Consider the following 21,476-nt stretch of genomic DNA (forward strand, 5'->3'; position numbering starts at 1 on the left):
GCAGCTAGCGGCGGCGGCCGCGCAGCTTGGACTTGCGGATCAGGCCTTCGTACTGATGGGCCAGCAGATAGCCCTGCACCTGCGCCACCGTGTCCATGGTGACGCTGACGACGATCAGCAGCGAGGTGCCGCCGAAGTAGAACGGCACCGAGGCGTAGGAGATCAGGATCTCCGGGATCAAGCAGACGATCGCCAGATAAACCGCACCGAGCACGGTGATGCGCGACAGCACGTAGTCGATATATTCGGCGGTGCGCTCGCCGGGGCGGATGCCCGGGATGAAGCCGCCATGCTTCTTCAGATTGTCCGCGGTCTCGGTCGGGTTGAACACGATCGCGGTGTAGAAGAACGCGAAGAACACGATCAGCGCCAGATACATGATCAGGAACAGCGGACGGCCGTGGCCGAGCTGGGTGGTGATCCACTGGAACCATTCCGGCCCGGTGCCCGCGTTGAAGTTCGCAACCGTGGTCGGCAGCAAGAGCAGCGAGGATGCGAAGATCGGCGGGATCACGCCCGAGGTGTTGAGCTTGAGCGGCAGATGCGAGGACTGGCCCTCGAACATCTTGTTGCCGACCTGGCGCTTCGGATACTGGATCAAGAGCCGGCGCTGGGCGCGCTCCATGAACACGATGAAGGCGATCACGGCGACGGCCATGATGATGACGACCAGGATCAAGCCGGTCGACATCGCGCCCTGCCGGCCGAGCTCGAGCATGTTGGCGAGCGCCGCGGGCAGCTCGGCGACGATGCCGGCGAGAATGATCAGCGAAATGCCGTTGCCGATGCCGCGCGAGGTAATCTGCTCGCCCAGCCACATCAGGAACATGGTGCCGCCGGTCAGCGTGATCGCCGTGGACAGGCGGAAGAACATGCCGGGGTCGCTGACGACGTTGCCGGCGCCTTCGAGACCCACCGCAATGCCGTAGGACTGGAACGCGGCCAGGATGACCGTGAGATAGCGGGTGTACTGGTTCAGCAGCTTGCGGCCGGCCTCACCCTCCTTCTTCAGCGCCTCGAGCTGCGGCGAGACGGTGGTCAGGAGCTGGATAATGATCGAGGCCGAGATGTACGGCATGATGTTCAGCGCGAAGATCGCCATGCGGTGGATGCCGCCGCCGGCGAACATGTTGAACATGCCGAGGATGCCGCCCGCCTGGGACTTGAACACCTGCTCCCAGATGTTGGGATCGATGCCCGGCAGAGGGATGTAGGTCCCGAGCCGATAAACGAGCAGCGCACCCAGGGTGAACCAGATGCGCTTCTTCAGTTCGTCGGCCTTGGCAAACGCGCCGAAATTGAGATTGGCTGCCAGTTGTTCCGCTGCAGAGACCATCTTGGACTTTCTCCCGCCGCCTGTTGCGCCGTCATGCCCGCGGCCGGGCTACTATCTAGCGGACGCCGGACATTATCTGGGGCTCGGCTTCGATAAGTCCACGTCCCGCATGCGTAAAGGCCCGCGAGCCGCGGGCCAATGACGCAGTTGTTACGCCGCCTCGCCTTCTTCCTTGGCAGGGGCGAGGATCTTCACCGAGCCGCCGGCCTTCTCGACCGCCGCGATTGCGGTCTTGGTGGCGCCATGCACTTCGATGTTGAGCTTGGACTTGAGCTCGCCACGGCCGAGCAGCCGCAGGCCGGCCTTGGCGCGGCGCAGCACGCCGCCCTTCACCAGGGCCTCGACGTTCACGACGCTGCCGGCGTCGATCTTCTTGGCATCGACCGCTTCCTGGAGCCGGTCGAGATTGATCTCGGCGAACTCGACGCGGAAGATGTTGTTGAAGCCGCGCTTGGGCAGACGGCGATGCATCGGCATCTGGCCGCCTTCGAACCCCTTGATGCGCACGCCCGAACGCGCGGTCTGGCCCTTGCCGCCGCGGCCGGACTGCTTGCCCTTGCCCGAACCGATGCCGCGGCCGACGCGCATGCGCTTCTTGCGCGAGCCGGCGTTGTCGGCGATATCGCTGAGCTTCATCGCCCTTCTCCTTATTTCTTACTTCTCGTCGACGATGCGGACGAGATGGTGAACCTTTTCGATCATGCCGCGGACTGCCGGGGTGTCCTGCAGTTCGCTGGTGCGACCGATCTTGTTGAGCTTGAGACCGATCAGCGTCGAGCGCTGCGAGTGATGGCGGCGGATCGCGCTGCCGATCTGCTCGAGCTTGATCGTCTTGCTGGACTTAGCGGCGTCCTTGGCCATGGGGGTCTACTCCAAAGCTTCCGTTAGTCGGCACCCGCCTCGGCATCGCCACCGATACGGCGCGACTGCAGAGTGGACACCTTGATGTTGCGGCGGGCTGCGACCGAACGCGGCGAATCCTGATGCTTCAGCGCGTCGAAGGTTGCGCGAACCATGTTGTACGGGTTCGACGAGCCGATCGACTTCGCCACCACGTCCTGGACGCCGAGCGTCTCGAACACGGCGCGCATCGGGCCGCCGGCGATGATGCCGGTACCGGCCGGAGCTGCACGCAGGTAGACACGGCCCGCACCATGACGGCCGGCGATGTCGTGATGCAGCGTGCGGCCCTCGCGCAGCGAGACGCGGGTCAGGTTGCGCTTGGCGGACTCGGTTGCCTTGCGGATCGCCTCAGGCACTTCGCGCGCCTTGCCGTGACCGAAGCCGGCGCGGCCCTTCTGGTCGCCGATCACGACCAGCGCTGCGAAACCGAAGCGCTTACCGCCCTTGACGACCTTGGCCACGCGGTTGATGTGGACCAGCTTGTCGACGAACTCGCTGTCGCGCTCCTCGCGCTCCTTGCGTTCGCGTCCGCCGCCGCGTTGATCGCGTCCACCACGTTGTTCGCGTTCTGCCATTTTTCCAATCCTTCAGAGGCTTACGCCTCAATCCTCAAATTCTGTTAGAAGCTCAGCCCGCTCTCACGCGCAGCGTCGGCAAGAGCCTTGACGCGCCCGTGATAGAGGTAGCTGCCGCGATCGAACACGACTTCCTTGACGCCCTTCTCGGCGGCGCGCTCGGCCAGCAGCTTGCCGACCGCCTTCGCCGCATCGATGTCGGCACCGGTCTTGCCGCCGTCGCGCATCGCCTTCTCGAGCGACGAGGCAGAGGCCAGCGTCTCGCCCTTCAGGTCGTCGATGACCTGGGCGTAGATGTGCTTGGACGAGCGGAACACCGACAGACGCGGACGGCCGCCACCGGAGCGACGCAGCTTCAGCCGCACACTCCGCTTGCGCCGGGCATTCGTAACCTTGGCTTTGGACATGACCGGCTCCGTTACTTCTTCTTGCCTTCCTTGCGGAAGATGAATTCGCCCACATACTTCACGCCCTTGCCCTTGTAGGGCTCCGGCGGACGATAGGCGCGGATCTCCGCGGCGACCTGGCCGACGCGCTGGATGTCGCTGCCCGACACCGTGATTTCGGTCGGCTTCGGCACGGCGATCGTGATCCCTTCCGGGATCTGGTAGATCACGTCGTGGCTATAACCGAGCGCGAGCTGCAGGTTCTTGCCCTGCATCGCGGCGCGGTAACCGACGCCCGTGATCTCGAGCTTCTTCTCGAAGCCCTTGGTGACGCCTTCGACCAGATTCGCGACCTGGGCGCGAGCGGTACCGTACAGCGCGCGGGCGCGGTTGGTCTCGGCGCGCGGCTTGACCTTGATCTGGCCGCTCTCGAGCTTCACCTCGACGTCATCATGGACGACGAACTGAAGCTGGCCCTTCGGCCCCTTCATCTTGACGGTCTGCCCATCGACGGTCGCGGTCACACCCGACGGAACCGCCACAGGCCTTTTGCCAACTCGTGACATGGATGAAAAATCCTTCTCAGAACACCGTGAAGAGGACTTCACCGCCCACATTCGCGTCGCGCGCGCTGTGGTCGGCCATGATCCCCTTCGGCGTCGACAACACCGAAATGCCGAGTCCGTTGTTGACCCGCGGCAGGTTCTTCACCGAGGCGTAGACACGACGCCCGGGCTTGGAAACGCGCTCGATCTCGCGGATGACGGGCTCGCCGTCGAAATACTTCAGCTCGATCTCGATCTCGCTGCGGCCCGAGGGGTGCTCGAGCGTGGCGTAACCGCGGATGTAGCCCTCGCTCTTCAGCACCTCGAGCACGTTCTCGCGCATCTTCGAACCAGGCGTCGAGACCTTGGTCTTGGAGCGCATCTGCGCGTTGCGGATGCGGGTGATCAGATCGCTGATTGGATCGTGCGTAGACATCTAAACGACCCTCCTTACCAGCTGGACTTCACGAGGCCCGGGACCATGCCCTTGGAGCCAAGGTCGCGCAGCGCGATACGGGACAGCTTGTTCTTGCGATAGTTCGAGCGCGGGCGGCCCGACAGCTCGCAACGCAGGCGGATGCGGGTCGCCGACGAGTTGCGCGGCATTTCGGCCAGCTTCAACGTCGCAGCGAAACGCTCTTCCATCGGCAGCTTCTTGTCGGCGATGATCGCCTTCAACCGCTCGCGCTTGGCGGCGGCGTTCTTCACCATCCGCTTGCGCCGGTTGTTCTTCTCGACTGAACTCTTCTTTGCCATGCTTGGCTCCTGGGTATCCGCGTTTGAGAGGCTTTAGGTCAGCGTCTCACTGCCGGAACGGGAAATTGAAAGCGGTCAACAAGGCCCTCGCCTCTTCGTCGGTCTTGGCCGTGGTGCAGACGGTGATGTCCATACCGCGGGCTTCCGTGACCTTGTCGAAGTCGATCTCGGGGAAAATGATGTGCTCCTTGATGCCGAGCGAGTAGTTGCCGCGGCCGTCAAAGCTCTTCGGGTTCAGGCCGCGGAAGTCGCGGACGCGCGGCAGCGCGACCGTCACCAGGCGATCGATGAACTCGTACATGCGGGCCTTGCGCAGCGTGACCTTGCAGCCGATCGGCTGGTTCTCACGCAGCTTGAAGGTCGCGATCGCGATACGCGAATAGGTCACGATCGCCTTCTGGCCGGCGATCTGGGTCAGCTCGGCAGCGGCGGTCTCGGCCTTCTTGCGGTCGTTGACGGAATCGCCAACGCCCATGTTCAGCACGACCTTGTCGAGGCGCGGAACCTGCATCACGTTCTCATAACCGAACTTCTCGGTCAGAGCCGTGCGGATCTTCGCGTCATATTCCGCGCGCAGGCGCGGCGTGTAAGCGGCCTCAGCCATCGATCTCAGCTCCCGAGCTCTTGGCGATGCGGACCTTCTTGCCGTCCGCCAGAATCTTGAATCCGACGCGGGTCGGCTTTCCGTCCTTGCCGACATACGCGATGTTGGACAGTTGGATCGGCGCCTCTTTCGAGATGATGCCGCCCTCCTGGGCCTGCGTCTGCTTCTGGTGACGCTTGACCATGTTGACGCCGCGCACCAGCGCGGTGCCGGCGTCGGGACGAACCTCGAACACTTCGCCGGTACGGCCCTTGTCGCGGCCGGTCAGCACGACGACCTTGTCGCCCTTGCGGATCTTCGCAGCCATCACAGCACCTCCGGCGCGAGCGAAATGATCTTCATGTGGTTCTTGGCGCGCAGCTCGCGCGGCACGGGCCCGAAGATACGGGTGCCGACCGGCTCGGACTGGTTGTTGATCAGAACGGCGGCGTTGCGGTCGAAGCGGATGACCGAACCGTCGGCGCGGCGGATGTCCTTGCGGACGCGCACCACGACGGCCTTCATCACGTCGCCCTTCTTCACCTTGCCACGCGGAATCGCTTCCTTGATCGAGACGACGATGATGTCGCCGATCGTGGCGTAGCGGCGCTTGGAGCCTCCGAGCACCTTGATACACATGACACGGCGTGCGCCAGAATTGTCGGCCACGTCGAGGTTGGTCTGCATCTGAATCATTGATGCACCTCGTCCTCTTTCTAATTGCGCCAGCCCAGCCGGCGCTCAACATTTCCCTGAAGTCAGTCGGCTAAAGCCAACAGATCAGGCGCTTTTCTTGTGTTCGCCCCGGATCACGACCCAGCGCTTCAACTTCGAAATCGGCTTCGATTCCTCGATCCACACCACGTCGCCCGGCTTGAACTCGTTGCTCTCGTCGTGCGCGTGATAGTTCTTCGAACGGCGGATCGTCTTCTTGTAGATCGGGTGCGTGAAACGGCGATCGACGCGCACCACGATGGTCTTGGCTTGCTTGTCGCTGACGACCACGCCCTGCAAAGTACGTTTCGGCATCTTCGTAAGCCTCTTACTTCTTCTTCGCGCGCGTCTGCGCGGCGACGGTCTTGATCCGGGCGATGTCACGGCGGGCCTCGCGCAGGCGCGAGGTGTTCTCGAGCTGCCCGGTGGCGCGCTGGAAGCGCAGGTTGAAGCGCTCCTTCTTCAGGTTCAGGATGGCGTCATCCTGCTGGTCGGGGCTCATCGCGCGGATGTCTTCGATCTTCATCTGGGCCATGGCCATTACTCCGCAATGCGCTCGACGAAGCGCGTCTTGATCGGCAGCTTGGCCGCCGCCAGGGTCAGCGCCTCACGCGCCGTCTGGGTGTTGACGCCGTCGATCTCGAACAGCACCCGGCCCGGCTTGACGCGAGCCACCCACAGTTCCGGCGAACCCTTGCCGGAGCCCATGCGGACTTCGGCCGGCTTCTTCGACACCGGAACGTCGGGGAACACGCGGATCCAGACGCGGCCGGCGCGCTTCATGTGGCGGGTCAGCGCGCGGCGGGCGGCCTCGATCTGGCGCGCGGTGACGCGCTCAGGCTCGGTCGCCTTCAGGCCGTACTGGCCGAACGCCAACGTCGCGCCCGAAGACGCAACGCCGTGGATGCGGCCCTTATGCGCCTTCCGGAACTTCGTTTTCTTAGGTTGCATCATGGCTTTAAGCCCTCAAATTCCTGTCTGGCTTTAGGCCGCAGCCGTATCGCGGCGCTGACGGCCACCACGATCACCACTACCGCCCGTCTCGCCTTCGGCCATTCTCTTGTCCTGGGCCATCGGATCGTGCTCGAGGATCTCGCCCTTGAAGATCCAGACCTTGACGCCGCAGGTGCCGAAGGTCGTGAACGCGGTCGCAACGCCGTAGTCGATGTCGGCACGCAGCGTGTGCAGCGGCACGCGACCTTCGCGGTACCACTCCATGCGCGCGATTTCCGCACCGCCCAGACGTCCCGAGCAGTTGATGCGGATGCCTTCCGCGCCGAGGCGCATCGCCGACTGCACGGCGCGCTTCATGGCGCGGCGGAACGCCACGCGGCGCTCCAGCTGCTGCGCGATCGACTCGGCCACCAGCGTCGCATCGAGCTCCGGCTTGCGGATCTCGACGATGTTGATGACGACGTCGGACGAGGTGATGTCCGCAACGCGCTTGCGCAGCTTGTCGATGTCGGCGCCCTTCTTGCCGATCACCACGCCCGGACGGGCCGAGTGGATGGTGACGCGGCACTTCTTGTGCGGACGCTCGATCACGATGCGGGCGACGGCCGCCTGCTTGAGCTCCTTGTGCAGGATCTCGCGGATCTTGACGTCCTCGTGCAGCAGCTTGCCGTATTCCTGCTTGCCGGCGAACCAGCGGGAATCCCAGGTCCGGTTGATGCCGAGACGCAGACCGATCGGATTGATCTTTTGACCCATCGTGTTCTCCTGCGTCCCTTAAGCCGCTGCTTCGGCTTCGACCTGACGAACGATGATCGTCAGCTGCGAAAATGGTTTGTAGACACGGCCCGAACGGCCACGGCCGCGGGCGGCGAAGCGCTTCATCACGAGGCCGTTGCCGACGAAGGCCTGCGCCACGACGAGATCGTCGACGTCGAGGTCGTGGTTGTTCTCGGCGTTGGCGATAGCCGATTCCAGGCACTTCTTCACGTCGACCGCGATCCGCTTGCGCGAGAACTGCAGGTCGGCGAGCGCGGCCGACGCCTTCCGGCCGCGAATGAGCTGGGCGACCAGGTTGAGCTTCTGCGGGCTCACCCGCAGCATCCGGGCGACCGCCTTGGCCTCGTTGTCGGCGAGGCTCCGTTCGCGCTTAGGTTTGCTCATCGTTTAATCCTCAAGCCTTCTTGGCTTTCTTGTCGCCGGAGTGGCCATGGAAGGTCCGGGTCGGCGAGAACTCGCCGAACTTGTGACCGACCATTTCCTCGTTGACCGCCACCGGCACGTGCTTCTGACCGTTGTAGACGCCGAAGGTCAGGCCGACGAACTGCGGCAGGATCGTCGAGCGACGGCTCCAGATCTTGATGACGTCGTGACGGCCGGACGCGCGCGCGGCATCTGCCTTCTTGAGCAGAGAACCCTCGACGAACGGGCCTTTCCAGACTGAACGAACCATGTCCGGCGTTCCTTACTTCTTCCGCTTGTGGCGGCTTAGGAGAATGAATTTGTTGGTCGACTTGTTGGTGCGGGTCTTCTTGCCCTTGGTCGGCTTGCCCCACGGGGTGACCGGGTGGCGACCGCCCGAGGTACGACCTTCACCACCGCCGTGCGGATGGTCGATCGGGTTCATCGAAACGCCGCGGTTATGCGGCTTGCGGCCCAGCCAACGGTTGCGGCCGGCCTTGCCGATCGAGGTGTTCATGTGATCAGGGTTCGACACCGCGCCGATCGTGCCGCGGCAGCGGCCGTGCACCAGACGCTGCTCGCCCGAGTTCAGGCGGATGATAACGTAGTCCTGGTCGCGGCCGACGAGCTGGGCGTAGGTGCCCGCGGAACGGGCGAGCTGGCCGCCCTTCCCGATCTTGACCTCGATGTTGTGGATGATCGTGCCGACCGGCATGTTGCCGAGCGGCATGACGTTGCCCGGCTTCACGTCGACATAGTTGCCGGCGACGATGGTATCACCCACGGCCAGGCGCTGCGGCGCCAGGATGTAGGCCTGCTCGCCGTCCTGATACTTGATCAGCGCGATAAACGCAGTGCGGTTCGGATCGTATTCCAGCCGCTCGACCGTCGCGGGCGCATCGATCTTGTCGCGCTTGAAGTCAACGATGCGCAGCGTCTGCTTGTGACCGCCACCGCGGAAACGCACGGTGATGCGACCGGTGTTGTTGCGACCGCCCGAGGAGTGCTTGCCTTCGGTCAGCGCCTTGACCGGCTTGCCCTTGTAGAGCGCCGAACGATCGACCATGACCAGCTGGCGCTGGCCCGGCGTCGTGGGATTGAATGTCTTCAGTGCCATCGTCGTACGACCTTACAGACCGGTGGTCACGTCGATCCGGTGACCCTCTTCGAGAGTCACGATCGCGCGCTTGGAGTTCGACTGCGAACCGAGATTGCCGCGGAAGGCCTTGACCTTGCCCTTGCGGACCAGCGTGTTGACGCTCTTGACCTTGACGTCGAACAGCTTCTCGATCGCTTCCTTGATCTGCGGCTTGGTCGCCTTCGCGGCCACCTTGAACAGCACCTTGTTGTGCTCCGAGGCGATCGTCGCCTTTTCGGTCACGACCGGCGACAGGATCACGTCGTAGTGGCGAGGCTCGATGTTCTTCGTCATTTGAAGCGCGCCTCCAGCGCATCGATGGCGGCCTTGGTCAGAACGAGCTTCTGACGGCGCAGGATGTCATAGACGTTGATGCCCTGGATCGGCAGCACGTCCATGTTCGGGATGTTGCGGGCCGCAGCTGCGAAGCCGTTGTTGAGCTCGGCACCGTCGATGATCAGGGCGTTGGTGAGGCCGAGGCCCGAGAAGTGACCGAGCAGCGCCTTGGTCTTGGCGGCTTCCAGCGCGGCCTTCTCGATCACGACGAGATCGCCGTCCTTGGCCTTGGCCGAGAGCGCATGCTTCAGAGCGAGCGCGCGGACCTTCTTCGGCAGATCGGTGGCGTGCGAACGCACCACCGGACCGAAGGCACGGCCACCGCCACGGAACTGCGGCACGCGGGCCGAGCCGTGACGAGCACCGCCGGTGCCCTTCTGCTTGTACATCTTCTTGCCGGTGCGCCAGATCTCGGCGCGGCCCTTGGCCTTGTGCGTGCCGGCCTGGCGCTTGTTGAGCTGCCACTGCACGCAGCGCGCGATGATGTCCTCGCGCGGCTCGAGACCGAAAATGGCGTCGGAGAGCTGGACCGAGCCGGCTTCCTTACCTTCGAGGGTGGTGACCTTCAATTCCATCTCACGCCTCCTGCGCAGCCGGAGCGGCTTCCGCGTCGCCAGCAACCTTGAACTTGCCGGGCTTCGGAGCTTCCTTCGGCAGCGGCTTCTTGACGGCGTCGCGCACGCGGATCCAGCCGCCCTTGGAGCCGGGAACGGCGCCCTCGACGAGGATCAGGCCGCGCTCGACATCGGTCTGGACGACGCGAAGGTTGAGCGTGGTGATGCGATCGACACCCATGTGGCCGGGCATCTTCTTGTTCTTCCAGGTCTTGCCGGGGTCCTGACGACCACCGGTCGAACCGATCGAGCGGTGCGAGATCGACACACCGTGCGTGGCGCGCAGACCGCCGAAGTTCCAGCGCTTCATACCGCCCGCAAAGCCCTTACCGACCGAGGTGCCGGTAACGTCGACGAACTGACCGACGACGAAGTGATCGGCCTGGATCTCGGCGCCGACCGGGATCATGGCGTCCGCGGTGACGCGGAATTCCTCGACCCGGCGCTTCGGCTCGACCTTGGCGACCGCGAACTGGCCGCGCTCGGCCTTGGGCATGTAAACGGTCTTGCGGGCACCAGAACCGAGCTGGAGCGCGACGTAACCGTTCTTCTCTTCGGTGCGGTGGCCTACGACCTGGCAATTGCCGAGCTTCAGCACGGTCACGGGGATATGTTCGCCGGCCTCCGTGAAGACCCGCGTCATCCCGACCTTTTGTGCGATCACTCCGGAGCGCATCGGCTTGCTTCCTGTTCTCTTTGTCCGCTTTCGCGAACGGGATCCAAAATCTTAGAGCTTGATCTCGACGTCGACACCGGCGGCCAGGTCGAGCTTCATCAAAGCATCGACGGTCTGCGGGGTCGGATCGACGATGTCGAGCAGGCGCTTGTGGGTGCGCATCTCGAACTGTTCGCGGCTCTTCTTGTCGACGTGGGGCGAACGGTTGACGGTGAACTTCTCGATGCGGGTGGGCAGCGGAATGGGTCCGCGGACCTGCGCGCCGGTGCGCTTCGCCGTGTTCACGATCTCACGGGTCGACGTATCGAGGATACGATGGTCGAACGCCTTGAGACGGATACGAATGTTTTGGCCGTTCATTGCCGTGGTCTCTCTTCAGTGGGTGGCGAATAGCGAATAGCGAATGCTGCCATTCGCTACTCGCCGTCCCTTTTCTCGTAATTACTCGATGATCGAGGCGACGACGCCGGCGCCGACGGTGCGGCCGCCTTCGCGGATCGCGAAGCGGAGCTTCTCTTCCATCGCGATCGGCACGATCAGGTGCACTTCCATCGCGATGTTGTCGCCCGGCATCACCATCTCGGTGCCTTCCGGCAGGTGCACGACACCGGTCACGTCGGTGGTGCGGAAGTAGAACTGCGGACGGTAGTTGGTGAAGAACGGGGTGTGGCGACCGCCCTCTTCCTTGGTGAGGATGTAGGCCTCGGCCTTGAACTTGGTGTGCGGCTTGACCGAACCCGGCTTGGCCAGAACCTGGCCGCGCTCGACGTCCTCGCGCTTGGTGCCGCGGAGCAGAGCGCCGATGTTGTCGCCGGCCTGGCCCTGATCGAGCAGCTTGCGGAACATTTCGACGCCGGTGACGGTGGTCTTCTGGGTGGCGCGGAGACCGACGATCTCGATTTCCTCGCCGACCTTGACGACGCCGCGCTCGACACGGCCGGTCACGACGGTGCCGCGGCCCGAGATCGAGAACACGTCTTCAACCGGCATCAGGAACGGCTGGTCGATCGGACGCTCCGGCTGCGGGATGTACTCGTCGACGTTCTTCATCAGCTCGAGGATGGCGTCGTGGCCGAGCTTCTTGTCGGAGTCTTCGAGAGCGGCGAGTGCCGAACCCTTGATGATCGGGATCTTGTCGCCGGGGAATTCGTACTTCGACAGCAGCTCGCGGACTTCGAGCTCGACGAGCTCGAGCAGCTCCGGATCATCGACCATGTCGCACTTGTTCAGGAACACGACGAGCGCGGGCACGCCGACCTGGCGGGCGAGCAGGATGTGCTCGCGGGTCTGCGGCATCGGGCCGTCAGCGGCCGACACGACCAGGATCGCGCCGTCCATCTGGGCGGCACCGGTGATCATGTTCTTCACGTAGTCGGCGTGGCCGGGGCAGTCGACGTGGGCGTAGTGGCGGTTCGGCGTCTCGTACTCGACGTGCGCGGTCGAGATGGTGATGCCGCGCGCCTTCTCTTCCGGCGCCTTGTCGATCTGGTCGTACGCGGTGAACGTCGCACCGCCGGCTTCGGCGAGAACCTTGGTGATCGCCGCGGTCAGCGACGTCTTGCCATGGTCGACGTGACCGATGGTGCCGATGTTGCAGTGCGGCTTGTTACGTTCAAACTTTGCTTTGGCCATTTGACTCTCCGTTCAATCGTCAGCTTGGACCGACGACAATCAGGCAAACTTCTTCTGGACTTCTGCCGACACGTTGGCCGGCGCTTCTGCGTAGTGATCGAACTGCATGGTGAAGGTCGCGCGACCCTGGCTCATCGAGCGCAGGTTATTCACGTAACCGAACATGTTCATGAGCGGCACCATCGCATTGATGACGTTGGCGTTGCCGCGCATGTCCTGACCCTGGATCTGACCGCGCCGGGAATTCAGGTCGCCGATGACCGAGCCGGTGTAGTCTTCCGGGGTCACCACTTCGACCTTCATGATCGGCTCGAGCAGGACGGACTTGCCCTTCTGCAGCGCTTCGCGGAACGCCGCGCGCGATGCGATTTCGAAGGCGAGCGCGGACGAGTCGACGTCGTGATACTTGCCGTCGACGAGCTGAACCTTGACGTCGACCACGGGGAAGCCCGCGACCACGCCAGAGCTCATCACGCTGTTGAGGCCCTTTTCGACGCCGGGGATGTATTCCTTCGGAACCGCACCACCGACGATCTTGGACTCGAACTCGTAGCCCTTGCCGGGCTCGTTCGGCTCGACCACGATCGACACTTCCGCGAACTGACCGGTACCGCCGGTCTGCTTCTTGTGGGTGTACTTGACCTCGGCCTTCTTGGTGACGCGCTCACGGAACGCAACCTGCGGCGCACCGATGTTGGCGTCGACCTTGTAGGTGCGCTTGAGGATGTCGACCTTGATGTCGAGATGGAGTTCGCCCATGCCCTTGAGGATGGTCTGGCCGGACTCCTGGTCGGTCGACACGCGGAAGGACGGATCCTCCGCGGCGAGCTTGGCCAGCGCCACGCCCAGCTTTTCCTGGTCGGCCTTGGACTTCGGCTCGATCGCGATCTCGATGACCGGCTCGGGGAATTCCATCTTCTCCAGGATCACCTGCTTGTCGGGATCGCACAGCGTGTCACCGGTGCGCGCTTCCTTCAGGCCGGCCAGCGCGACGATGTCGCCGGCATAGGCTTCCTTGATGTCTTCGCGGTTGTTCGCATGCATCAGCAGCATGCGCCCGATGCGCTCCTTCTTCTCGCGCGTCGAGTTCACGACGCCGGTGCCGCTCTGCAGGACGCCGGAGTAGATGCGGCAGAAGGTGATGGTGCCGACGAACGGGTCGTCCATGATCTTGAACGCGAGCAGCGCCAGCGGCTCCTTGTCGTCCGCCTTGCGCACGACCTCGTTGCCGCGGTCGTCGGTGCCCTTGATCGCGGGCACGTCGATCGGCGACGGCAGATAGTCGACGACGGCGTCGAGCAGCGGCTGCACGCCCTTGTTCTTGAAGGCCGAGCCGCACAGCACGGGATAGAACGCGCCAGTCAAGACCGCCTTGCGGATCAGCCGCTTCAGCGTCTCTTCGTCCGGCTCCTTGCCGTCGAGATAGGCGGCCATGGCGTCGTCGTCGAGTTCGACGGCGGCTTCCACCATCTTCTCGCGATATTCCTTGGCCTGCTCGACGAGATCCTCGGGAATGTCGACATAATCGAACTTCGCGCCGAGCGATTCATCGTTCCAGATGATGCCCTGCATCTTCACGAGGTCGACGAGACCCTTGAAGTTGTTCTCGGCGCCGATCGGAAGCTGGATCGCGATCGGCTTGGCACCAAGGCGGTCGACGATGTCGGCCAGGCACTTGAAGAAGTCGGCACCGGTCTTGTCCATCTTGTTGGCGAAGACGATGCGCGGAACCTTGTACTTGTCGCCCTGGCGCCAGACGGTCTCGGTCTGGGGTTCGACGCCCTGGTTGGAGTCGAGCACGCAGACGGCGCCGTCGAGCACGCGCAGCGAACGCTCGACTTCAATGGTGAAATCGACGTGGCCGGGGGTGTCGATGATGTTCAGACGCTTGCCGGCCCAGAACGCGGTGGTCGCAGCGGAGGTGATCGTGATGCCACGCTCCTGCTCCTGCTCCATCCAGTCCATCGTCGCGGCACCTTCGTGCACTTCGCCGATCTTGTGGCTCTTGCCGGTGTAATAGAGGATGCGCTCGGTCGTCGTGGTCTTGCCGGCATCGATATGCGCCATGATACCGAAATTGCGGTAGTTCTCTATGGCATGAACGCGAGGCATGGGTTGTTCCTTAGATTCCGTGTGTCGCCGTTACCAGCGATAGTGCGAGAAGGCGCGGTTGGCTTCCGCCATCCGGTGCACGTCTTCACGCTTCTTGACGGCGTTGCCGCGGTTGTTCGAGGCGTCCAGCAACTCAGCCGAGAGCCGCTCGGTCATCGTCTTCTCGTTGCGCTCGCGCGCGGCCGAGATCAGCCAGCGAATGCCCAGCGCCTGACGGCGGGTCGAACGAACTTCGACCGGAACCTGGTAGGTCGCGCCGCCGACGCGGCGGGAGCGCACCTCGATCGTCGGCATGACGTTCTCGAGCGCCTGCTCGAACACGCCGAGCGGGTTCTGCTTGGTCTTGGATTCGATGATGCCGAACGCACCGTAGACGATGCCTTCCGCGACCGACTTCTTGCCGGCGTACATTACCGAGTTCATGAACTTCGTGACGATGATGTTCCCGAACTTCGGATCCGGGAGAACTTCGCGCTTTTCCGCTGAGTGGCGACGAGACATAGGCTTGGTTCCCGCTTACTTCGGACGCTTGGCGCCGTACTTCGAACGACGCTGCTTACGGTTCTTGACGCCCTGGGTATCCAGAACGCCGCGGAGGATGTGGTAGCGCACGCCGGGCAAGTCCTTGACGCGGCCGCCGCGGATCATGACCACCGAGTGCTCCTGGAGGTTATGGCCCTCGCCGGGGATGTAGCCGATCACCTCGAAGCCGTTGGTCAGACGCACCTTGGCGACCTTACGAAGCGCCGAGTTCGGCTTCTTCGGGGTCGTGGTGTAGACGCGGGTGCAAACACCACGCTTCTGAGGCGACTGCTGCAGCGCCGGCACCTTCTTGCGCGACTTCTGCACTTCCCGCGGTTGAGCGATCAGCTGGTTGATCGTCGGCATCCTGGCCTTACCCTTTGTTCTGCCGCGGCCCCTTGCGGGCCCGCTGTCTTGGCGCGGCCCGTTGCCGGGACCGCAAATTCTGTTCGGGCCACCCGCCCGACGAGGCCGCCTTGCACGGAACATTCCGCACAAAGCGAAATTGCGCCAACCGCTCCATCACCGAGCGGAAAGCGTTACGACGCCACAGAGGACCGCAGTTTTCAGGCCAATCAGCGTGAAGCTGCGGCTTGTGCACCGAGGTCATGCATCCGAATTCGATCTCAAGAGAACGTGCTCAAGAGAACTAGAATCGCACTGGCATTGCCTAGCTATGATCGACAGCGTCTGAGCGGCATTCGTCGAGGTTGGTGCCTGCCAGACGATCCTAAAAGGATCAGGCAGGTGGTCCGTACCGACGTTGGCGACGCTCACCGCCTGTCGTTAAGTGAGGCGCTTTCTATAAGTGAGAATCGGTCAAGTCAAGGTGAAACGACAGTCACAAAACGCTTCTCGCGCCTGCCGAAATCGCTGTTTGCCGTGCTCACCGCGCCTCCCCGATATGGGAACGCCGGGCGTGTTCCGCCACCCCGAAATCACTTTACACCCGGATGAAATATACTTTTATATCCCTCGCTAAGGCTTTTTTTCCTGTTGCTGCGTCAATCTGCCGCCTTCGGCAGAGATTTGCGCCATGCGGTACACTGACATTGCCATTATCGGCGGGGGATTGTCCGGCTCGACCGCCGCCGCCATGCTCGGCCGCGCCGGCATTTCGACCGTGCTGATCGATCCGCATGAGACCTATCCGGCGGACTTTCGAGTCGAAAAACTCAGCGGCGAGGTGCAGGTCGAGCGATTCCTGAGGACCGGAATCGGAGAATCGGTGCTGCGCCGCGCGACCTATTCCGGCGAGAACTGGATCGCAAGATTCGGCCGCCTGCTCGACAAGGCGCCGAGCCGGCAATTCAACCTCCTCTACGATTCCTTCGTCAACGCCGTCCGCGAAGAGATTCCTGCGAGCGTCGAGCGCATCTGTGCGAAGGCGACCGCGGTCGAGACCAGCGCGGAGCGGCAGAGGATCACGCTCTCCAATGACGAGACCATCTCGGCCCGCCTGGTCGTCCTCGCCAATGGCCTCAATGTCGGCCTGCGCCACCAGCTCGGCATCGCACGAAAAATCGTCAGCGCCTGCCATTCGATCTCGATCGGGTTCGACGTGGTTCCTGCCGGGCGGAATGCGTTCGACTTCCCGGCGCTGACCTATTTCTCGGAGCGGCCGAGCGACCGCATCCCCTACATCACGCTGTTTCCGATCGGCACGCGGATGCGCGCCAATTTGTTCGTCTACCGCGGCTTTGACGACCCCTGGCTGCGCGAGCTGCGCCGCGTCCCGGCCGAGACGCTGCATGCCGCCCTGCCCCGCCTCAAGCGCATCACCGGCCCCTGCGACATTCCCGGCGAGCTGAAGATCCGCCCGGTCGATCTCTATGTGAACGATGCCGGCGGCCAGCCCGGGCTCGTGCTGGTGGGCGATGCCTTCTCGACCTCCTGCCCGGCCGCCGGCACCGGCTGCGACAAGGTCTTCACCGACGTCGAGCGACTCTGCAACGTCTACATCCCGCGATGGCTGGCCTCCGACGGGATGGATGCTGCCAAGATCGCTGCGTTCTACGCCGATCCGGTCAAGCGGGCCTGCGACGAATGGTCGGCGGCGAAGGCCTTCGACTTTCGCTCAGTCTCGACCGCCACAAGCCCCTACTGGACAGCGCAGCGCTGGGCGCGCTTCATCGCCTGGTCGGCCCAGGGGCTGCTGCGGCCGTTCGGAGGCGCCTTCGACCTGGAGCCGAACTTCCTCGGTCATTCTTCCTCGTCGTCCTCGTCCTCATCATCCTCGAGGTCGTCTTCATCCTCGTCGTCATCGTCGCTGTCGTCGTCGGCGTGAGCCGCAGCGCCGTGCGGCTGGTGGATCTGGTCGTTCCACAGCTGGCGATAGGTACCGTTCTTGGCGAGCAGCTCGGCGTGCGAGCCGCGCTCGATCGCCCTGCCCCCTGAAATCACGATGATCTCGTCCATCTCGACCACCGAGGTCAGGCGGTGGGTCGACCAGATCATGGTGCGGCCTTTGGCAACCTTCAGCAGCGTGCGGTTGATCGCGGCTTCCGTGGTCTGGTCGAGCGCCGAGGTGGCCTCGTCCAGCAGCAGCACGGACGGATTGCGGATGATCGCCCGCGCGATCGCGATGCGCTGGCGCTGACCGCCAGAGAGCGTGTCACCGCGCTCGCCGACCGGCGTGTCGTAGCGCTGCGGCAGGCTCATGATGTAGCGGTGGATCTCGGCCTTCTTGGCGGCGTCCTCCACCTCCGCGTCGGTGGCGCCCTCCTTGCCGAGCCGGATGTTCTCGCGGATCGACATGTTGAACAGCATGTTCTCCTGGAACACCACGGCCATGCTCCGGCGCAGCGAATCCAGCGTCACCTTGCGGACATCGACCCCGTCGATGGTGACGCGCCCATCGTCCGGCACGTAGAGCCGCAGGATCAGGTTGAGCAGCGTGCTCTTGCCCGAGCCCGACGGCCCGACGATGGCGATGCGCTTGCCGACATTGAGCTTGAGGCTGAGATTGTCCAGCACCGGCGTCTGGCTGCCCTCGTACTGGAAGGTCACATGGTCGAACGTGATGTCGTTGGTGATGCGCGGCAGATCGGGCGCGCCGGGGCGATCGGCGCCGCGGGTCGGCTCGTCGAGCAGCTCCTGGATGTGGCGGATTGCGGCGGCCGAGGAGATCGACACCGGAATGAAATGCATCACATGAGCGATGTTGTAGGAGACCTCCCAGAACGCGCTCTCGAAGGTGACGAAGGTGCCGATGGTGATCTGGCCCTTGGTCGCCAGATACGCGCCGATCGCGAGCACCACGAGGTGCAGCAACAAGACCGAGATGGTGACCGTCCGCTCCACCATGGTCGACAGGAACGCGGCCGAGGCGATCCTGTTGCGCGTCTCGTCGTTACGGAAGGTGAAGAAGCCGAACATCTTGCGCTGCAGGCTGAACGCCTTGATCACGGCCTGGGCGCCGATGTTCTCCTGCACCATGCCGAGCAGCGCGGCCTCGTTCTGCTTCTGCTCGTAATTGGCCTGCACCGCCTTCGGGGTGAGGATGCGCGGGCCGATCAGCGTGATCGGGAACACCAGCAGCGCGACCACCGCGAGCTGCCAGTTCAGGAACACCATCAGGATGATGCCGGCGATCAGTTCCAGGAACGGCAGCGCGGCGCTGTTGGCGAAGGTTTTCACCGAGCCTTCGAAGGCCGAGAGATCGACCGAGAAGCGCGACAGGATCTCGCCGCGTTTGGTGCGGCCGAAATAGGCCGCCGGCAGGTCCTGGACGTGCTCGAACAGACGCTTGCGCACATCGGAGATGATGCAGGCCGCCAGCCGCGCGTCCCAGCGCTCGTACCAGACCGCGACGATCGAGGTGATGATGCCGGCGGCCGCGAGCACGCCGAGAATCTTGTACAGCGCCTGGAAATCCTCCTCGCCGAGCGCGTCGTCGATCAGGTACTTCAGGCTGAGCGGCATGATGACATTGAACAGCGTCTCGATGATGACGCCGAACGCCACGAACGACAGCATCCGCTTGTAGTTGGCCAGGTAGGGCTTGACGAAGCCCAGGATGGTCGCGAGCGCACCGGCGGCCTCGCGCGCGGTAAAGACGACGAGGTCCTCGTCCTCATCGTCGTCGTCGAGCTCCAGCTCGTCATCCTCCTCGTCTTCGTCGTCCCCGTCTTTTTCCAGATCGGGCTTGGCGGCGGAGGCGAGCTTGTCGTCGAGCCCGGCCGCCTCTTCGGCAGCGAGCTTCTGTTTGTCGGGCGAAAGAGGCTTGGACGCCATGAAACCAACCGATGCTGACGGCCGGCATGACCGCAGAGAAAGCATGAGATAGCGGAGAGCCGCTATCGCACCGATTCTATGCGATCACGATGAATTCGGCAAAGCAATTGGCGAATTCACCCGATCTTAAGGGCTAGTCGTCGTCCTCGTCCTCGACCTTGTCGAAGAACGAATAGCGCAAGCTGTCCGCGTCGGCGTACCACTGGCCCGGACCCTTATTGGCGGCGAGCGTCGCCTCCCAGAGCGCATCGGTGCAGTCCTTGCGGTGCATCGACAGATCGAAGCCGTTGCCGAAGAACAGCTCGGACCATTCCCACCAGGTGCCGAGCTTCTTGACCCCGCGAAGCAGGTCGTAGCGGTCGATCAGAGCCGGCGCCATGTCCGAGGTGACCGAGCCGAACACGAGTCCGGTCTTGACCACGCGGTTGAGCTCGCGGATCGCACGGACCACCTGCTTCGGCGACAAGTGGCAGAGGCTGGTCTCGAACACGAAATCGAAGCTGCCGTCCTTGAACGGCATATCGGTGATCGATCCGAGCTTGTTGTACTTCTTCAGCGCCTTCGGCGTCTTGGCGTGGATGGCACGGTTGTTCTCGATGCCCCAGGCATCGATGCCCCGCTCGCGCAGTGCGCCGACCAGCTCGCCACTGGCCGAGCCCGCGACCAGGAGCTTTGAGCCCTTGGCCTTGCCCCAGACGATGCCGATCAGTCTTGTCAGATAGTCGGGATCGGTGAAGTGCTGCCACGCCTCGCCGTAGGGACCGCGGCCGCGATAGTTCTCGAAATAGTCGCGGTCGATCTTGTCGGAGAGCGGCTTGTCCTCCTGCGCGCGTTCGCGGCGCAGCCGCATCATCTCGGTCAAGATGATGTCGGTGGCCGCATCCGAGGAGTCGAGCAGGCCATTCAGCGTCGAGTCGAACAGATAGTCGCCGACCACGACAATGCCGGGATGTTCCTTCGGCTCGGGCCGGTGATTGGTCATGACGTCGCGCACGGGCAGACCGCCCGGCAGCGCATTCACCGACGACAGCCAGCGATGGATCTTGCCTTCCATGAAATGCGCGCGGGCATCGCCGAGTGAGGCCGGCAGCGATTTCAGCGCGGCTTCGATCAGCTCCTGATCGGAGAGATTGGCGAAGGCCAGCGCGTCGGCACCGGGAATGAGCCAGTTCAGCACGCCATGCTTGCCGACGTCGTGGCGCGCACCCTCGTTGTAGACGCAGCAGCCGCCGAAGGCTTCCGACATGAACCAGGCGCCGGGAATCTTCTCGCCCCAGAACGGCTCGTCGAACAGGATCGAGACGCGCAAATAGTGCGCTGGACGGTCGAAATAGGAGACGTGCTTGACCATCGACTTGCGCAGCTGCTCGCCTTCCCACCCCACGGTGGCGAGCCAGGAATGCGGCAGGCAGACCAGCACGAGGTCGAAATCGCGCGTCTCCGGACCCTTGCCGTTCATCATCTTGAGCTGGTAGCGGCCGGTCGGCGCCTTGCCGACGGTGAGCACGCGGTGATTGAGCTGAATGTCGGCATTGACCTCCGACTGCAGGCACTCGATCAGCTGCTCGTTGCCGTTCTGGATGGAATAGAGGCCGATATAGCCGTCGACGTCCATCAGGTAGTTCTTGAGCGCGTTGAGGCCGTTGGTGTTGTGGCTTTCGGTCGCGATGTCCGAGCGCGCCATCACCTTGAAGAAACGCTTTGCGGTTTCGTCCTCGACCTCCTCGTCGAGCACCTGCTCGGCGGTCTTGTAGGCCCAGGGATTCTCGTTGTCGTGCGCGCCGACGCCCTCGTAATATTCGATCGGCGACATCACTTCGGTGCAGCGCTTGCGGAACGCCTCGATCGCGGCCGCGGTCGTGGCGCCGTACTTGCGGCGCATGCCGGGCACGTCGTTGAGCAATTCGCCGCCGAACTGCACCTGCTCGGCATCCATCGGAATCGTCTGCAGGCCGAAATGCTGGATCAGCTCGCGCAGCGGATCCGGACCCGTCATCGAGTAGTCGTAGATCTCGGCAACGCCGGCCTCGTACATCGCGGGCGCGGAATCGAATTTGCGTGTGACGATCTTGCCGCCGAGCCGGTCCGACGCCTCGAAGATGGTGACGCGGCAGAGGTCGCCGAGCTTACGCTTCAGATACCAGGCGCTCATCAGCCCGCCGGGGCCGCCGCCTACGATTGCGAGGTCAAGCATATTAGTTCCGTGGTCTCCGGCCCTGCCCCCGTCACGGGATCCACCGGTCTAAGCTCCCCTAGCAGAAGCGCTTTTGCGTCTGAAG

The 21,476-nt window shown here is 63.5% G+C and carries 29 protein-coding genes; 1 reads left to right on the forward strand and 28 read right to left on the reverse strand.

The window, feature by feature from the left end; all coding sequences use genetic code 11:
- Positions 1-4: 4 nt before the first annotated feature.
- From secY to rpsL, 26 genes are all read right to left on the reverse strand, one after another.
- A complete protein-coding gene (gene secY, locus ACVJ19_RS34225; protein WP_453953484.1) occupies positions 5-1,336 on the reverse strand; it encodes a preprotein translocase subunit SecY in 1,332 nt (443 codons plus the stop codon).
- Positions 1,337-1,486: 150 nt separating this feature from the next.
- Positions 1,487-1,972, reverse strand: coding sequence for a 50S ribosomal protein L15 (gene rplO / locus ACVJ19_RS34230; protein ID WP_018322273.1), 486 nt, complete (start codon positions 1,970-1,972; stop codon positions 1,487-1,489).
- A gap of 18 nt (positions 1,973-1,990) precedes the next feature.
- Positions 1,991-2,197, reverse strand: a complete 207-nt coding sequence (rpmD, locus tag ACVJ19_RS34235; protein ID WP_008136329.1) for a 50S ribosomal protein L30 — start codon at positions 2,195-2,197, stop codon at positions 1,991-1,993.
- 23 nt (positions 2,198-2,220) lie between these two features.
- A complete protein-coding gene (rpsE, locus tag ACVJ19_RS34240) occupies positions 2,221-2,814 on the reverse strand; it encodes a 30S ribosomal protein S5 (RefSeq protein WP_453953485.1) in 594 nt (197 codons plus the stop codon).
- A gap of 44 nt (positions 2,815-2,858) precedes the next feature.
- Positions 2,859-3,221, reverse strand: coding sequence for a 50S ribosomal protein L18 (rplR, locus tag ACVJ19_RS34245; RefSeq protein ID WP_008549238.1), 363 nt, complete (start codon positions 3,219-3,221; stop codon positions 2,859-2,861).
- Positions 3,222-3,232: 11 nt separating this feature from the next.
- Positions 3,233-3,766: a 50S ribosomal protein L6 gene (gene rplF, locus ACVJ19_RS34250; protein ID WP_453953486.1), complete on the reverse strand. Its 534-nt coding sequence runs from the start codon at positions 3,764-3,766 to the stop codon at positions 3,233-3,235.
- 16 nt (positions 3,767-3,782) lie between these two features.
- On the reverse strand, positions 3,783-4,181 hold the full coding sequence (rpsH, locus tag ACVJ19_RS34255) for a 30S ribosomal protein S8 (protein WP_018647252.1): 399 nt from the start codon (positions 4,179-4,181) through the stop codon (positions 3,783-3,785).
- A 14-nt stretch (positions 4,182-4,195) separates the two neighbouring features.
- Positions 4,196-4,501, reverse strand: coding sequence for a 30S ribosomal protein S14 (gene rpsN / locus ACVJ19_RS34260; protein ID WP_018647251.1), 306 nt, complete (start codon positions 4,499-4,501; stop codon positions 4,196-4,198).
- A 46-nt stretch (positions 4,502-4,547) separates the two neighbouring features.
- The gene (gene rplE / locus ACVJ19_RS34265; protein WP_018647250.1) at positions 4,548-5,105 is read right to left on the reverse strand and encodes a 50S ribosomal protein L5; all 558 of its coding nucleotides are present in this window, start codon (positions 5,103-5,105) and stop codon (positions 4,548-4,550) included.
- Positions 5,098-5,412, reverse strand: a complete 315-nt coding sequence (gene rplX / locus ACVJ19_RS34270; RefSeq protein ID WP_018647249.1) for a 50S ribosomal protein L24 — start codon at positions 5,410-5,412, stop codon at positions 5,098-5,100. Before rplX ends, rplE begins: the two co-directional genes overlap by 8 nt.
- Positions 5,412-5,780: a 50S ribosomal protein L14 gene (gene rplN, locus ACVJ19_RS34275; RefSeq protein ID WP_007603030.1), complete on the reverse strand. Its 369-nt coding sequence runs from the start codon at positions 5,778-5,780 to the stop codon at positions 5,412-5,414. Before rplN ends, rplX begins: the two co-directional genes overlap by 1 nt.
- A gap of 84 nt (positions 5,781-5,864) precedes the next feature.
- Entirely contained in the window at positions 5,865-6,113 is a 249-nt protein-coding gene (gene rpsQ / locus ACVJ19_RS34280) for a 30S ribosomal protein S17 (protein ID WP_018647248.1), read from the reverse strand.
- Between the two features lie 13 nt (positions 6,114-6,126).
- Entirely contained in the window at positions 6,127-6,333 is a 207-nt protein-coding gene (gene rpmC, locus ACVJ19_RS34285) for a 50S ribosomal protein L29 (protein WP_011088144.1), read from the reverse strand.
- 5 nt (positions 6,334-6,338) lie between these two features.
- Positions 6,339-6,752: a 50S ribosomal protein L16 gene (gene rplP, locus ACVJ19_RS34290; RefSeq protein ID WP_018647247.1), complete on the reverse strand. Its 414-nt coding sequence runs from the start codon at positions 6,750-6,752 to the stop codon at positions 6,339-6,341.
- 30 nt (positions 6,753-6,782) lie between these two features.
- A complete protein-coding gene (gene rpsC / locus ACVJ19_RS34295; RefSeq protein WP_018647246.1) occupies positions 6,783-7,508 on the reverse strand; it encodes a 30S ribosomal protein S3 in 726 nt (241 codons plus the stop codon).
- Positions 7,509-7,526: 18 nt separating this feature from the next.
- A complete protein-coding gene (gene rplV, locus ACVJ19_RS34300; protein WP_008549264.1) occupies positions 7,527-7,913 on the reverse strand; it encodes a 50S ribosomal protein L22 in 387 nt (128 codons plus the stop codon).
- 10 nt (positions 7,914-7,923) lie between these two features.
- A complete protein-coding gene (gene rpsS, locus ACVJ19_RS34305) occupies positions 7,924-8,202 on the reverse strand; it encodes a 30S ribosomal protein S19 (RefSeq protein WP_008136357.1) in 279 nt (92 codons plus the stop codon).
- A 12-nt stretch (positions 8,203-8,214) separates the two neighbouring features.
- A complete protein-coding gene (gene rplB, locus ACVJ19_RS34310) occupies positions 8,215-9,048 on the reverse strand; it encodes a 50S ribosomal protein L2 (RefSeq protein ID WP_453953487.1) in 834 nt (277 codons plus the stop codon).
- Positions 9,049-9,060: 12 nt separating this feature from the next.
- On the reverse strand, positions 9,061-9,363 hold the full coding sequence (locus tag ACVJ19_RS34315; protein ID WP_183245047.1) for a 50S ribosomal protein L23: 303 nt from the start codon (positions 9,361-9,363) through the stop codon (positions 9,061-9,063).
- A complete protein-coding gene (gene rplD / locus ACVJ19_RS34320) occupies positions 9,360-9,980 on the reverse strand; it encodes a 50S ribosomal protein L4 (RefSeq protein ID WP_018647243.1) in 621 nt (206 codons plus the stop codon). The genes ACVJ19_RS34315 and rplD overlap by 4 nt, the downstream gene beginning before the upstream one ends.
- A 1-nt stretch (position 9,981) precedes the next feature.
- Positions 9,982-10,695, reverse strand: coding sequence for a 50S ribosomal protein L3 (gene rplC, locus ACVJ19_RS34325; RefSeq protein ID WP_027564407.1), 714 nt, complete (start codon positions 10,693-10,695; stop codon positions 9,982-9,984).
- 51 nt (positions 10,696-10,746) lie between these two features.
- Positions 10,747-11,055 carry a 30S ribosomal protein S10 gene (gene rpsJ, locus ACVJ19_RS34330; RefSeq protein ID WP_002712302.1) on the reverse strand — a complete coding sequence of 103 codons (309 nt, stop codon included), beginning with the start codon at positions 11,053-11,055 and terminating at the stop codon, positions 10,747-10,749.
- Between the two features lie 81 nt (positions 11,056-11,136).
- Positions 11,137-12,327 (reverse strand): elongation factor Tu, encoded by a 1,191-nt coding sequence (gene tuf, locus ACVJ19_RS34335; protein ID WP_074116743.1) that lies wholly within the window; start codon positions 12,325-12,327, stop codon positions 11,137-11,139.
- A 39-nt stretch (positions 12,328-12,366) separates the two neighbouring features.
- Positions 12,367-14,439: an elongation factor G gene (fusA, locus tag ACVJ19_RS34340; protein ID WP_018322261.1), complete on the reverse strand. Its 2,073-nt coding sequence runs from the start codon at positions 14,437-14,439 to the stop codon at positions 12,367-12,369.
- A 30-nt stretch (positions 14,440-14,469) separates the two neighbouring features.
- Entirely contained in the window at positions 14,470-14,940 is a 471-nt protein-coding gene (gene rpsG / locus ACVJ19_RS34345; RefSeq protein ID WP_008136420.1) for a 30S ribosomal protein S7, read from the reverse strand.
- A gap of 15 nt (positions 14,941-14,955) precedes the next feature.
- Positions 14,956-15,327 carry a 30S ribosomal protein S12 gene (gene rpsL, locus ACVJ19_RS34350; protein WP_007603006.1) on the reverse strand — a complete coding sequence of 124 codons (372 nt, stop codon included), beginning with the start codon at positions 15,325-15,327 and terminating at the stop codon, positions 14,956-14,958.
- A 670-nt stretch (positions 15,328-15,997) separates the two neighbouring features.
- Here rpsL and ACVJ19_RS34355 point away from each other — a divergent pair.
- Positions 15,998-17,248, forward strand: a complete 1,251-nt coding sequence (locus tag ACVJ19_RS34355; RefSeq protein WP_453953488.1) for an FAD-dependent oxidoreductase — start codon at positions 15,998-16,000, stop codon at positions 17,246-17,248.
- On the opposite strand, the gene ACVJ19_RS34360 is transcribed toward ACVJ19_RS34355, so the two are convergent.
- Entirely contained in the window at positions 17,164-19,197 is a 2,034-nt protein-coding gene (locus tag ACVJ19_RS34360) for an ABC transporter ATP-binding protein (protein WP_453953489.1), read from the reverse strand. The two genes, ACVJ19_RS34355 and ACVJ19_RS34360, sit on opposite strands and share 85 nt — an antisense overlap.
- A gap of 133 nt (positions 19,198-19,330) precedes the next feature.
- On the reverse strand, positions 19,331-21,391 hold the full coding sequence (locus ACVJ19_RS34365) for an FAD-dependent oxidoreductase (protein ID WP_453953490.1): 2,061 nt from the start codon (positions 21,389-21,391) through the stop codon (positions 19,331-19,333).
- Positions 21,392-21,476: the final 85 nt, after the last annotated feature.

This window comes from Bradyrhizobium sp. USDA 376 (genome assembly GCF_054063675.1).

Coding starts and splice junctions, on each gene's coding strand:
- rplD (WP_018647243.1), bottom strand. CDS start 9,980: ATGGAATTGAAGGTCACCACCCTCGAAGGTAAGGAAGCCGGCTCGGTC.
- rplX (WP_018647249.1), bottom strand. CDS start 5,412: ATGGCTGCGAAGATCCGCAAGGGCGACAAGGTCGTCGTGCTGACCGGC.
- rplN (WP_007603030.1), bottom strand. CDS start 5,780: ATGATTCAGATGCAGACCAACCTCGACGTGGCCGACAATTCTGGCGCA.
- ACVJ19_RS34355 (WP_453953488.1), top strand. CDS start 15,998: ATGCGGTACACTGACATTGCCATTATCGGCGGGGGATTGTCCGGCTCG.
- ACVJ19_RS34315 (WP_183245047.1), bottom strand. CDS start 9,363: ATGACGAAGAACATCGAGCCTCGCCACTACGACGTGATCCTGTCGCCG.
- rplR (WP_008549238.1), bottom strand. CDS start 3,221: ATGTCCAAAGCCAAGGTTACGAATGCCCGGCGCAAGCGGAGTGTGCGG.
- secY (WP_453953484.1), bottom strand. CDS start 1,336: ATGGTCTCTGCAGCGGAACAACTGGCAGCCAATCTCAATTTCGGCGCG.
- ACVJ19_RS34365 (WP_453953490.1), bottom strand. CDS start 21,391: ATGCTTGACCTCGCAATCGTAGGCGGCGGCCCCGGCGGGCTGATGAGC.
- rpsE (WP_453953485.1), bottom strand. CDS start 2,814: ATGGCAGAACGCGAACAACGTGGTGGACGCGATCAACGCGGCGGCGGA.
- rpsL (WP_007603006.1), bottom strand. CDS start 15,327: ATGCCGACGATCAACCAGCTGATCGCTCAACCGCGGGAAGTGCAGAAG.
- rpsG (WP_008136420.1), bottom strand. CDS start 14,940: ATGTCTCGTCGCCACTCAGCGGAAAAGCGCGAAGTTCTCCCGGATCCG.
- tuf (WP_074116743.1), bottom strand. CDS start 12,327: ATGGCCAAAGCAAAGTTTGAACGTAACAAGCCGCACTGCAACATCGGC.
- rpsQ (WP_018647248.1), bottom strand. CDS start 6,113: ATGCCGAAACGTACTTTGCAGGGCGTGGTCGTCAGCGACAAGCAAGCC.
- rplF (WP_453953486.1), bottom strand. CDS start 3,766: ATGTCACGAGTTGGCAAAAGGCCTGTGGCGGTTCCGTCGGGTGTGACC.
- rplE (WP_018647250.1), bottom strand. CDS start 5,105: ATGGCTGAGGCCGCTTACACGCCGCGCCTGCGCGCGGAATATGACGCG.
- ACVJ19_RS34360 (WP_453953489.1), bottom strand. CDS start 19,197: ATGGCGTCCAAGCCTCTTTCGCCCGACAAACAGAAGCTCGCTGCCGAA.
- rpsS (WP_008136357.1), bottom strand. CDS start 8,202: ATGGTTCGTTCAGTCTGGAAAGGCCCGTTCGTCGAGGGTTCTCTGCTC.
- rpsJ (WP_002712302.1), bottom strand. CDS start 11,055: ATGAACGGCCAAAACATTCGTATCCGTCTCAAGGCGTTCGACCATCGT.
- rpsH (WP_018647252.1), bottom strand. CDS start 4,181: ATGTCTACGCACGATCCAATCAGCGATCTGATCACCCGCATCCGCAAC.
- rpsN (WP_018647251.1), bottom strand. CDS start 4,501: ATGGCAAAGAAGAGTTCAGTCGAGAAGAACAACCGGCGCAAGCGGATG.
- rplO (WP_018322273.1), bottom strand. CDS start 1,972: ATGAAGCTCAGCGATATCGCCGACAACGCCGGCTCGCGCAAGAAGCGC.
- rplP (WP_018647247.1), bottom strand. CDS start 6,752: ATGATGCAACCTAAGAAAACGAAGTTCCGGAAGGCGCATAAGGGCCGC.
- rplV (WP_008549264.1), bottom strand. CDS start 7,913: ATGAGCAAACCTAAGCGCGAACGGAGCCTCGCCGACAACGAGGCCAAG.
- rplC (WP_027564407.1), bottom strand. CDS start 10,695: ATGCGCTCCGGAGTGATCGCACAAAAGGTCGGGATGACGCGGGTCTTC.
- rplB (WP_453953487.1), bottom strand. CDS start 9,048: ATGGCACTGAAGACATTCAATCCCACGACGCCGGGCCAGCGCCAGCTG.
- rpmC (WP_011088144.1), bottom strand. CDS start 6,333: ATGGCCCAGATGAAGATCGAAGACATCCGCGCGATGAGCCCCGACCAG.
- rpsC (WP_018647246.1), bottom strand. CDS start 7,508: ATGGGTCAAAAGATCAATCCGATCGGTCTGCGTCTCGGCATCAACCGG.
- fusA (WP_018322261.1), bottom strand. CDS start 14,439: ATGCCTCGCGTTCATGCCATAGAGAACTACCGCAATTTCGGTATCATG.
- rpmD (WP_008136329.1), bottom strand. CDS start 2,197: ATGGCCAAGGACGCCGCTAAGTCCAGCAAGACGATCAAGCTCGAGCAG.